This is a genomic window from Candidatus Methylomirabilota bacterium, from assembly GCA_035936835.1.
In the GTDB taxonomy this organism is placed as follows: domain Bacteria; phylum Methylomirabilota; class Methylomirabilia; order Rokubacteriales; family CSP1-6; genus AR37.
Genome location: DASYVT010000161.1, coordinates 1 through 10,326, shown reverse-complemented (window position 1 = coordinate 10,326; position 10,326 = coordinate 1). Strand labels below are relative to the sequence as shown.

Sequence of the window (10,326 nt, the reverse complement as noted above, 5' to 3'; positions counted from 1 at the left end):
CCCATGGTCTTCGTCCGCGCCCGCGACCTCGGGCTCACCGGCACCGAGACGCCGCAGGCCGTGGACGGCGACAAGGCGCTCTGCGCGCGCCTCGAGAGGATCCGCGTTGCCGCCTCGCACCTCATGGGCATCCCCGGCAGCGCCGCCACGCCGAAGATCGCCATGGTCACGGCCCCGGTCGAGTACACCGCCCTCGACGGCACGCGCGTCGGCCGTGAGGCCGCGGATGTCGTCGCCCGCGCCATCTCCATGGGCAACTGCCACCGCGCCTTCCCGCTGACGTCGTCCATGTGCCTCGCCGTGGCGGCGCGCATCGAGGGCACCCTGGTCCACGAATGCTCGACCGCTAAGCCCGGCGCGGACGTCCGACTCGGCCACGCGTCGGGCGTTCTGCCTCTCGACGCCGCGGTCGTGAAGCAGGCCGGCGAGTACCACGCCGAGCGAGTCACCGTCTACCGCACGGCGCGCCGTCTGATGGAAGGCTGGGTCCGCATCCCCTGATGGACCGCCGCGCATTTCTCGCGGTGGCGACGGCCGGCGGCCTCATCGCGATGCCCGCCGTCGCCCGCGCTCAGCAGGCGGGCAAGGCCAACCGCATCGGCTACCTATCCCTGAGTCCCGGCCTGGGTTACCTGGGTGAGGCCTTCCGCCAGGGGCTGCGCGAGCTGGGCTATGTCGAAGGGCGCAACCTCATCATCGAGTACCGCTGGGCGGCCGGGAAGGTAGAACGCCTGCCGGAGCTGGCGGCAGAGCTCGTGCGGCTCAAGGTGGAGGTCATCGTCACCTCCGCCACCCCGCCGACCGAGGCAGCCAAGCGCGCGACCAGTACCATCCCCATCGTCATGGCGTCGGTGGCCGATCCTGTCGGCAGCGGCCTCGTCGCCGGCCTCGCCCGCCCGGGTGGCAATGTCACCGGCCTGACCCTGATGTCCACCGAGCTCGCCGGCAAGCGGCTCCAAATGGTGCGCGAGCTCCTCCCCAAGGCCACGCGGGTTGCGGTGCTCACCTACCACGGTTATACCTCCCCCACGAGGCCCTACCTCGAGCAGATGCGGGCCGCGGCGCAGCAGATGGGGGTCCAGCTCGTCGTCCAAGAAGTCAAGGAGGCGGGGGACCTGCCCGGCGCCTTCGCCGCCCTGCAGCGCGAGCGGGCCCAGGCGCTCGACGTGCGGGCCAGCCCGTTCAGCACTGATAACGCCAAGCGCATCGTAGAGCTGGCGGCGCAGCACCGCCTGCCCGTCATGTACGACGCTCGAAGCTTCGTGGAAGCGGGCGGGCTTGTCTCCTATGGGCCGAGTCTGCCCGAGATATTCCGCCGGGCCGCCTTCTACGTGGACAGGATCCTCAAGGGCGCCAAGCCAGCCGACCTGCCGATCGAGCAGCCGACGAAGTTCGAGCTGGTCATCAACAAGAACACCGCCAAGGCGCTGGGGCTGACCATCCCGCCCGCCATCCTCGTGCGCGCCGACGAGGTCATCCAATGATGGACCGCTTTCTTGACGCGCGACCCTGTGGCATCCTGACGAAGCGATCTTTACTACGAGAGGGGGTCTCCACATGCGCTACACCGTGATTCTTGAAAGCGGTCGCGAGTCGGGTTATGTCGCAATCTGCCCGGCCCTGCCCGGCTGTGCTTCGGAGGGGCGCACGAAACGCGAGGCGCGCAAGAACATCAAAGAGGCCATCGAGGCGTACATCGAGGCCTTACTAGAGGACGGCCTACCGGTACCAGTGGAGCGAGGGCGGGAAACGGTGGAGATTGAGATCGCGGCGCGGTGACCAGGCTCCCGAGGGGGCTGTCAGGTCGCAAGGTGCGACGAGCCCTCGAACGCGCAGGCTTCTATCTGAAACGACAGAAGGGTAGCCACATGGTCCTGCGTCGCGACAGTCCCTTCGCACAGGTGGTCGTACCAGCACACGCCAGTATCGACACGGGCACGCTGGCGGCAATTCTCGAATCGGCCGGTATCTCCGCGGATGACTTCAGAGCCCTACTCTAAGGTGGCGGGCGGTACGGCCGAGAACCTGTACGTGGGCCGCCAAAATCCCGGAGAGGGGTTCCATCCCGCCATGGCCATCCCGCTGGCTTTGTTCGTTCACGCCGACCAGGTGATCGAGTGACGGTCCGTCGCGCGCTCCCCGGCTTTGCCGCGGCGGTTATCGTCGCCGTCGTGGTCGCCTGCGCGTTCAGCCACGCGTCGGCGCAGAAGCGCGAGTCCATGCCCCGCGTCGGCATGCTCACGCCGACCTCGTCGGCGACAGCGAAGCCGTTCTGGGATGCGTTCCGCGAGGCCATGAAGGAGCTCGGCTATGTCGAGGGGAAGAGCGTCGTCTACGAGTACCGGTCGGCGGAATTACAGCTCGAGCGGCTTCCTCAACTGGCGGCCGAGCTGGTAAAGATTCCCGTGAAGGTCATGGTGGTCGCGAACACTCCGGGCAACCTCGCAGCCAAGAAAGCTACAACAACCATCCCCATCGTCATGGTGGGGGTCGGAGATCCCGTGCGGGTGGGGCTCGTCTCCAACCTGGGGAGGCCGGGCGGCAACATCACGGGGTTCACCAACCTCACCGGCCAGATCACCGCCAAGCGGCTCCAGCTCCTCAAGGAGACCATCCCGACCGCCACGCGCATCGGAGCGATCGGCAACCCCGGCGACCCCAACGTGCTGATCCAGATCCAGGACGCCGAGGCCGCCGCCCGTGAGCTGAAGGTTCAGTTCCGCGTCTTCACGGTCAAAGAAGCGGCGCAACTCGAGCCCGCCTTCGAGGCGGCGAGGAGCTGGCGAGCGCAGGCCCTGATGCGCCTGGCCGACCCGCTCCAGGCTTCCCTTCAGGCGCGGTTCATCGAGCTTGCCGCCAAGACCCGGACGCCCGTGATGTACTCCTCCCGGGCCGACGTTGAAGCGGGCGGGCTCATCGGGTATGGGGTCGATCCCCTCGAGACCTACAAGCGTGCCGCCGCCTACGTGGACAGGATCCTCAAAGGCGCCAAGCCTGGCGAGCTCCCCGTTCAGCAGCCCACGAAGCTGGAGCTTGCCGTCAATCTCAAAACCGCCGCGGCCCTGAACCTCAAGATCCCTCAGCTCATTCTCGTGCAGGCCGATCGGGTGATCGAGTGAGGGAGCGGCGCGCGTTCGTCGGGGCGGTCGCCGGCGGTCTCCTTGTCGCACCGGTCGCTGCCCGAGCGCAGCAGGCGAGAAGATTCCCGCGCGTTGGATATGTCTCGGCGGCCCCGCCCGAGCTCGACAAGATCTGGTTCGCGGCCTTCCGCCAAGGCTGAGAGACCTAGGATAAGTCGAGGGTGAGAACGTGGACGTCATCGTGGCGGGTGCTACTCGGCCCTTTGAGGCGGACCGTGAAGACGCTCAGGCTGAGCCTGCCGCAGTCTGTCTTGGCGCGCGCGGACCTGGTGGTCCCGTGACGCGGGAATGAAGGGGCGTGGTAATCTCTCTACCATGAAAACTACCATCGATCCGGCCGGGCGTCTCGTCATCCCCAAGCAGATCCGGCAAGAAGCGGGCCTACGACCCGGCATGCCCCTCGATGTGCGGTGGCGGGCCGGCCGGATCGAGATCGAGCCGGCTCCCCTGCCAGTGAAGCTCGTGCGCAAGGGACGGCTGCTGGTCGCGGTCCCGGACAAGGACGTGACGGGACTGTCCGCAGACACGGTCGAGCGGACTCGCCAAACCCTGAGGCGCGAGCGCAGTCCGCGCGCCTGAAGGGCCGGCCCGGCTTTGTTTCTCCCCGATACGAGCTGCATGGTGGCTGCCATGTGCTCGTGGCACACCCACCACGACCCTGCGAGAGCAGAAATCGAGCGCCGCCTGCATGACGCCGAAACGCTGCTCGTGGCAGCTCCCGCCTTGGTCGAGACGTATTCGGTACTCACGCGGCTACCACCACCACACCGGCTGTCCGCGGCCGATGCCCTCACGCTCCTGGAAGCGAACTTCATGAGCCCGGGAAAGATTGTCGCGCTCGAGGCGAAATCTTATCGGACCCTCCTGCGCAAGGCGCCCCGGCAGGGGATCGCTGGCGGCCGGACCTACGACGCGATCATCGCCGAGTGCGCCAGGCGAGCGAAGGCTACAACACTCCTCACGTTCAACATCAGCCACTTCATGCCCTTTGCCGGAACGGGGCTCGAAATTGTCGTGCCCGGCCAGCGATGAGCCGGCGCCGACCAGGTGATCCAGTGACGGCACGGAACATGACGGACTACGCGGCGACGATGCGGGACTTCCGCCTGGAAGTGCCCGCGCGCTTCAACTGGGCCTTCGACACCTTCGACGCGTGGGGGCGGGATCCCTCGAAGCTCGCGCTGCTGTGGGTGTCGGCCGATGGCCAGCCTCGCCGCTTCAGCTTCGCCGCGCTTTCCGAGCGGTCGAAGCGCTTCGCCAATGCGCTCGCGGGGCTCGGCGTCAAGCCGAGCGAGCGGGTCGTCGTCATGCTCCCGCGCGTCTATCAATGGTGGGAGATCCTGCTGGGCTGCCTGCGGGCGCGCACCGTGTCCGTTCCCGGCACCACGCTCCTCACCACCAAGGACATCACCTATCGCCTGAACGCCGCCGAGGCCAGCGTGATCATCACCGACGAGGACAACACCCACAAGGTGGACCAGGTCCTGGCCGAGTGCCCGACGGTGAAGCACCGGATCGTGGTGGGGCGCGGGTCAGGTGGCTGGCAGGAGTACGAGCGGCTGATGGCCCAGGCCTCGCCCGAGATGGCGCACCCGCGAAACGCGAGCGGCGACCCGATGATGATCTATTTCACCTCGGGGACGACGGGCTATCCGAAGATGGTGCTCCACACCCACGCGTCCTATCCGATCGGCCACATCATCACGGGGAAGTTTTGGCTCGACAACACGCCCGAGGACCTGCACTGGACGATCTCGGACACGGGCTGGGCCCAGGCCGCGTGGACCTGCTTCTTCGCGCCGTGGAACATGGGCGCGGCCATCTTCGTCTGGGACGCGCGCGGCAAGAAGTTCGACTCGCAGGAAACGCTCGCGATGTTCGAGCGCTTCCCCATCACGACCTTCTTCGCGCCGCCGACGGCCTACCGCATGATGGTCCAGGAGCCGCTCCGCAAGTACCGTTACCCGACGCTGCGCCACTGCATGGGCGCCGGCGAGGCCGTCAACCCCGAGGTCATCGACGCCTGGCGCGAGGGCACGGGGCATCACATCTACGAGGGCTACGGCCAGACCGAGAGCGTGCTGGTGGCCGCGACCTTCCCGGCGACGCCGTGGAAGCCCGGCTCAATGGGGCCGGCCGCGCCGGGGCACCACCTCGCCATCGTGGGCGAGGAAGGGCGCGAGCTGCCGCGCGGCGAGGAGGGCGACCTCGGCATCCGCGTGAAGCCCGAGCGGCCCGTCGGCATGTTCCAGGAGTACTGGAAGAACGCGGAGGCGACGGCGAAATGCCACCGCGGCGACTGGTACATCACCGGCGACCGCGCGTCTATGGACGAGGACGGCTATCTCTGGTTCGTCGGCCGCGCCGACGACGTGATCAACAGCGCGTCCTACCGCATCGGCCCCTTCGAAGTGGAGTCAGCCCTGGTCGAACACGCCGCCGTCGCCGAAGCCGCCGTCATCGGCAAGCCCGACGCCCTCCGCGGCGAGATCGTCAAGGCCTTCGTCGTCCTGGCACCCGGCCACACCGCGTCGGACGCCCTCGCAACTGAGCTCCAGGAGCACGTCAAGACCGTGACCGCGCCCTACAAGTACCCGCGCGAGATCGAATTCGTCGCCGACCTGCCCAAGACCATCAGCGGCAAGATCCGCCGCACCGAGCTCCGCCAGATGGAGCGCGATCGGGCCAAGGCTCCCTCATCCTTTAAAGGAGAGAGGGCAGCAGACCAGATCCCCTCGCCCCCGAAGGGGGAGAGGGCAGGGTGAAGGGGAGAGGTGCTCCGGTGACCACGCGCCGAGCGTTTATCGGCACGCTCGCCGGCGGCCTCCTCGCCGCGCCGCTCGGCGCCGAGGCGCAGCAGGCGGGGAAGGTGTGGCGGATAGGCCTTCTCGGGGGTTACTCGCCGACCTCCAAGGAGGCCTCGCACCTCTGGGAGGGATTCTTCCAAGGGCTGCGGGAACTGGGGTACGTCGAGGGCCAGAACATCCTCATCGAGGGCCGATGGTACGGGGACCAGACCGAACGACTCCCCGCCCTCGCGGCCGAGCTGGTTCGGCTCAAAGTGGACGTCATCGTCGCGGGGGCCGTACCCGCGCCCGAAGCGGCCCAGCGCGCCACGTCAACGATCCCCATCGTCATCATGACTCATCCCGATCCGGTCGGGAGTGGGCTCGTGGCCAGCCTGGCGAGACCGGGGAGAAACGTCACGGGACTGTCCCTCCTCACTCCGGAGCTGGTCGGCAAGCGGCTGCAGTTGCTCAAGGAGGCCGTTCCCGGAATCTCCCGCGTGGCCGTGCTCTCGGATCCGACCAATCCAGCCCAAGCGCTCCTGTTGAGAGAGGCAGAGGTCGCGGCGCGATCGTTGAAGGTGCAGCTTCAAGTGCTGGAAGCTCGGGCTCCCAGCGATTTCGCCAGTACCTTCTCGGCGATGACCAAAGACCGGGCTGGCGCACTCATCACCCTCGGTGCCAATATGTTCTTCGCCCACAGAACACGGATCGTGGAGCTGGCGGCACAGAGCCGGCTGCCGGCGCTGTATGGGCAGAAGGAGTTCGCGGAGGCCGGCGGCCTCATGGCGTACGGGGCCAACACTCGGGAGAACTTCCGGCGGGCCGCTACCTACGTGGACAAGATCCTCAAGGGCGCCAAGCCCGCCGACCTGCCCGTCGAGCAGCCCACCAAGTTCGAGCTGGTCATCAACCTCAAGACCGCCAAGGCGCTCGGCCTGACGATCCCGCCGTCCCTACTGCAGCGCGCCGACAAGGTCATTCAATGACGACCCCTCACCCTGCCCTCTCCCCGGAGGGGCGAGGGGTTTTGGAGGCTCCCTCTCCCTCAGTGAGGGAGAGGGCCGGGGTGAGGGTGCCGCTGGTCGTCCTCCTGGCCGTCTTCCTCCTCGCCGTGCCGCTCGCGGCCGAAGCTCAGGCGCCGGCGAAGGTTCCCCGGATCGGTTTCCTCACGACCCCCTCGCGCACCAATGACCCACGCCTCGGGGCCTTCCTGCAAGGGCTGCGCGAGCTGGGCTATGTGGAAGGCCAGAACATCGCGATTGAGTACCGCTTCGCAGAGGGCCGGCCCGAGCGGCTGCCTGCCCTCGCCGCCGAGCTCGTGCGCCTGAAGGTGGACGTGATCGTGACCGGGGGCCCGCCCGCCCCTGAGGCAGCCAAGCAGGCGACCAGCACGATCCCTATCGTCTTCACCGTCGCTGGCGACCCGGTCGCCGAGGGTCTCGTCGCGAGCATTGCGCGACCCGGCGGCAACATCACCGGGCTGACCAGCATTGCCCCAGAGGTGGTGGGCAAGCAGTTGGAGCTGCTCAAGGAGGTCGTCCCCAAGATTTCCCGGGTGGCCGTTCTCCAGAACCCGAACCATCCTGGCCACCCCTCCATGTTGCGACAGGCGGAGGGACCTGCCCGGGCCCTCGGGATGCAGCTTCACATCCTGCAGGCTGGCAGCCCCCTCGAGTTCGACGCGGCTTTCGCGGCGATGCGCAGCCAGCGCGCGGGCGGCGTCCTCGTCCTGCGGGACTCGTTCTTCATTGCGCACCGAACGCAGATCGTGGCCCTCGCGGCCAAGAACCGCCTACCGGCAGTGTACGGGCTCAGGGAGCACGTGGAGGCGGGCGGCCTCATGGCCTATGGAGCGAATGTGCCCCTCATGTACCGGCGCGCCGCCACCTACGTGGACAAGATCCTCCGCGGCGCCAAGCCCGCCGACCTGCCGGTGGAGCAGCCCACCAGGTTCGAGCTGGTCATCAACCTCAAGACCGCCAAGGCGCTCGGCCTCACCATCCCGCAATCGTTGCTGGCGCGGGCGGATGAGGTAATCCAGTGATGGACCGTCGCACGTTCCTTGCTGGCACCGGTGCGCTTCTCCTCGCCGCGCCGCCCGTCGGCGAGGCGCAGCAGCCGGCGAAGACCGCGCGGATAGGTATTCTGTCGCTCGCCTCTGGTCCAAACCCCAACATGGACATTTTCCCAGGGTTACGCGAGCTGGGCTGGATCGAGGGACAAAACATCGCCGTCGAGTACCGCTGGGCGGCGGGCCGGGAGGATCAGCTCCCCGCGTTGGCGGCCGAGCTGGTTCGGCTGAAGGTGGACATCATTGTGACCTCGTCGACGCCGGCTGCCCAGGCCGCCAAGCAAGCGACCACCACGATTCCCATCGTCGTGACGTTCGTCGCCGATCCCGTGGGCAGTGGCCTCGTCGCCAGCCTGGCCCGGCCGGGCGGGAACATTACAGGAGTGTCCACGCTTGCGGCGGGGTTAGTCGCCAAACGCTTGGACCTGCTCAAGGCGGTGGTTTCGGGGGTCAAGCGGATGGCCGTCCTCTGGCAACCGGGCGTATTCGCGGAAAATACGATGCGAAGCATGCGGGAGGAGACCGAAGTCGCGGCCCGGGCGCTGAGAGTGCAGATGCAATTCATTGAGGCGCGGCGGCCGGACGATCTGGAGCGAGCGTTTGCCGCCATGAGGGAAGCGCGCATCGCCGCACTCCTCGTCTTTCCGAGCCCGATGCTTTTCGAGGCGCGTGGACGCATCGCGGAGCACGCGGCAAAGAGGCGCCTGCCGGCGGTGTATCCATGGCGGGAGGGTCCGGAGGCTGGGGGCCTCATGTCCTACGCGACGAACTTTCCCGACATGTACCGCCGCGCCGCCACCTACGTGGACAAGATTTTGAAGGGCGCCAAACCCGCCGACCTGCCCGTCGAGCAGCCCACCAAGTTCGAGCTGGTCATCAATCTCAAGACCGCGAAGGCGCTCGGGCTCACGATTCCGCCGTCGCTGCTGGCGCGCGCCGACGAGGTGATCCAGTGACGACCCCTCACCCTGCCCTCTCCCCAGAGGGGCGAGGGGTTTTCGAGACCCCCTCTCCCTCACCGAGGGAGAGGGCCGAGGTGAGGGTGTCCCTGGTCGCCCTCCTCGCCGTCTTCCTCCTCGCCGTGCCGCTCGCGGCGGAGGCTCAGGCGCCGGCGAAGGTTCCCCGGATCGGTTTCCTCTCGGCCCGCCCGCCCACCGATAACCCGTATTTCATCGAATCCTTCCGGCAAGGACTGCGAGAGCTGGGCTATGTGGAAGGCCAGAACATCGCGATCGAGTACCGGTTCGCGGAGGGCAGGCCTGAGCGGCTGCCTGCGCTGGCCGCCGAGCTCGTTCGCCTGAAGGTGGACGTCCTCGTGACCGCGGGGCCGCCCGCTCCTGAGGCCGCCAAGCAGGCGACCGGCACGATCCCTATCGTCTTCGCCGTCGCTGCCGACCCTGTTGCCGTGGGACTCGTCGCAAGCCTGGCGCGGCCCGGCGGCAACATCACCGGGCTGGCAAGCATTTCCCCGGACCTGATCGGGAAGCAGTTGGAGCTGCTCAAAGAGGTCGTTCCCAACATCTCCCGGGTGGCCGTTCTCCAGAACCCGAGCAATGACAGCCACCCCCACACGTTGCGACAGGCGGAGGGCGCGGCACGGGGCCTCGGGGTGCAGCTTCACATCGTGCAGGTGCGCACTCCCCCCGAGATCGATGCGGCCTTTGCGGCGATGCGCAGCCAGCGCGCGGGCGGCGTCCTCGTCCTGCGGGACCCGCTGTTCCTTACCCAGCGAACCCAGATCGCAGCCCTCGCCGCAAAGAGCCGGCTCCCGGCAGTGTACGGGTTCAGGGAGGAGGCGGAGGCGGGCGGCCTCATGGCCTATGGAGCGAGCGTTCCCCTCATGTACCGGCGCGCCGCCACCTACGTGGACAAGATCCTCAAGGGCGCCAAGCCCGCCGACCTGCCCGTCGAGCAGCCCACCAAGTTCGAGCTGGTCATCAACCTGAAGACCGCGAAAGCGCTCGGGCTGACCATCCCGCAGTCGCTGCTGCTGCGCGCCGACGAGGTGATCCATCCATGAGAACGGTCGGTGGGTCAAGAGGGTATTTGGCGGTCGATCTCCTTTTTAGAGTCGAGGTGGGAGGAAAGGTAGTCGCACAATCGCCTCAGGAGCGACGATCGGCGGCGAGGCAATACCCTGATACCCCTCACCGTGGCCTCTCCGGACAAGGGCGGGTCCGAGATTTCGATGTCCCCGGCGGCACGCGTCCACCAGCCATCCATTCGCGCACGCGGCGCATGAAGTCGTGTTCGATCTCGACGACCTGGGGTCGTCGAAGAGGGGCGGCCCAATCAGTGAGCGGTCACGACAGACCATGAATCACCC

The 10,326-nt window shown here is 67.5% G+C and carries 13 protein-coding genes; all 13 read left to right on the top strand.

Annotated features, from left to right (window positions below; translation table 11 throughout):
* Window positions 1-501 (top strand): PrpF domain-containing protein (locus VGV06_14690; protein HEV2056394.1); only part of this gene is annotated, 501 nt, incomplete at its 5' end.
* Window positions 501-1,484: an ABC transporter substrate-binding protein gene (locus VGV06_14685; protein HEV2056393.1), complete on the top strand. Its 984-nt coding sequence runs from the start codon at window positions 501-503 to the stop codon at window positions 1,482-1,484. The genes VGV06_14690 and VGV06_14685, both read left to right, overlap by 1 nt.
* 73 nt (window positions 1,485-1,557) lie before the next feature.
* Entirely contained in the window at window positions 1,558-1,779 is a 222-nt protein-coding gene (locus VGV06_14680; protein ID HEV2056392.1) for a type II toxin-antitoxin system HicB family antitoxin, read from the top strand.
* The gene (locus VGV06_14675; GenBank protein HEV2056391.1) at window positions 1,776-2,000 is read left to right on the top strand and encodes a type II toxin-antitoxin system HicA family toxin; all 225 of its coding nucleotides are present in this window, start codon (window positions 1,776-1,778) and stop codon (window positions 1,998-2,000) included. Before VGV06_14680 ends, VGV06_14675 begins: the two co-directional genes overlap by 4 nt.
* A complete protein-coding gene (locus VGV06_14670) occupies window positions 1,978-2,121 on the top strand; it encodes a hypothetical protein (GenBank protein HEV2056390.1) in 144 nt (47 codons plus the stop codon). Before VGV06_14675 ends, VGV06_14670 begins: the two co-directional genes overlap by 23 nt.
* Entirely contained in the window at window positions 2,118-3,119 is a 1,002-nt protein-coding gene (locus VGV06_14665; protein HEV2056389.1) for an ABC transporter substrate-binding protein, read from the top strand. Before VGV06_14670 ends, VGV06_14665 begins: the two co-directional genes overlap by 4 nt.
* A 336-nt stretch (window positions 3,120-3,455) precedes the next feature.
* Entirely contained in the window at window positions 3,456-3,719 is a 264-nt protein-coding gene (locus VGV06_14660) for an AbrB/MazE/SpoVT family DNA-binding domain-containing protein (protein ID HEV2056388.1), read from the top strand.
* A gap of 15 nt (window positions 3,720-3,734) precedes the next feature.
* The gene (locus VGV06_14655) at window positions 3,735-4,172 is read left to right on the top strand and encodes a PIN domain-containing protein (GenBank protein ID HEV2056387.1); all 438 of its coding nucleotides are present in this window, start codon (window positions 3,735-3,737) and stop codon (window positions 4,170-4,172) included.
* A 23-nt stretch (window positions 4,173-4,195) separates the two neighbouring features.
* Window positions 4,196-5,905 carry an AMP-binding protein gene (locus VGV06_14650; GenBank protein HEV2056386.1) on the top strand — a complete coding sequence of 570 codons (1,710 nt, stop codon included), beginning with the start codon at window positions 4,196-4,198 and terminating at the stop codon, window positions 5,903-5,905.
* Between the two features lie 17 nt (window positions 5,906-5,922).
* Window positions 5,923-6,915, top strand: a complete 993-nt coding sequence (locus VGV06_14645) for an ABC transporter substrate-binding protein (GenBank protein ID HEV2056385.1) — start codon at window positions 5,923-5,925, stop codon at window positions 6,913-6,915.
* Window positions 6,916-6,995: 80 nt separating this feature from the next.
* Window positions 6,996-7,973 carry an ABC transporter substrate-binding protein gene (locus VGV06_14640; GenBank protein HEV2056384.1) on the top strand — a complete coding sequence of 326 codons (978 nt, stop codon included), beginning with the start codon at window positions 6,996-6,998 and terminating at the stop codon, window positions 7,971-7,973.
* The gene (locus VGV06_14635; protein ID HEV2056383.1) at window positions 7,973-8,956 is read left to right on the top strand and encodes an ABC transporter substrate-binding protein; all 984 of its coding nucleotides are present in this window, start codon (window positions 7,973-7,975) and stop codon (window positions 8,954-8,956) included. Before VGV06_14640 ends, VGV06_14635 begins: the two co-directional genes overlap by 1 nt.
* 80 nt (window positions 8,957-9,036) lie before the next feature.
* Window positions 9,037-10,020 carry an ABC transporter substrate-binding protein gene (locus tag VGV06_14630; GenBank protein HEV2056382.1) on the top strand — a complete coding sequence of 328 codons (984 nt, stop codon included), beginning with the start codon at window positions 9,037-9,039 and terminating at the stop codon, window positions 10,018-10,020.
* The last annotated feature ends 306 nt before the right edge of the window (window positions 10,021-10,326 follow it).

Bases quoted from the DNA above. Each gene is read 5' to 3' on its own strand.
- VGV06_14635 (HEV2056383.1), top strand. From the start codon at position 7,973: ATGGACCGTCGCACGTTCCTTGCTGGCACCGGTGCGCTTCTCCTCGCC.
- VGV06_14680 (HEV2056392.1), top strand. From the start codon at position 1,558: ATGCGCTACACCGTGATTCTTGAAAGCGGTCGCGAGTCGGGTTATGTC.
- VGV06_14670 (HEV2056390.1), top strand. From the start codon at position 1,978: ATGACTTCAGAGCCCTACTCTAAGGTGGCGGGCGGTACGGCCGAGAAC.
- VGV06_14660 (HEV2056388.1), top strand. From the start codon at position 3,456: ATGAAAACTACCATCGATCCGGCCGGGCGTCTCGTCATCCCCAAGCAG.
- VGV06_14685 (HEV2056393.1), top strand. From the start codon at position 501: ATGGACCGCCGCGCATTTCTCGCGGTGGCGACGGCCGGCGGCCTCATC.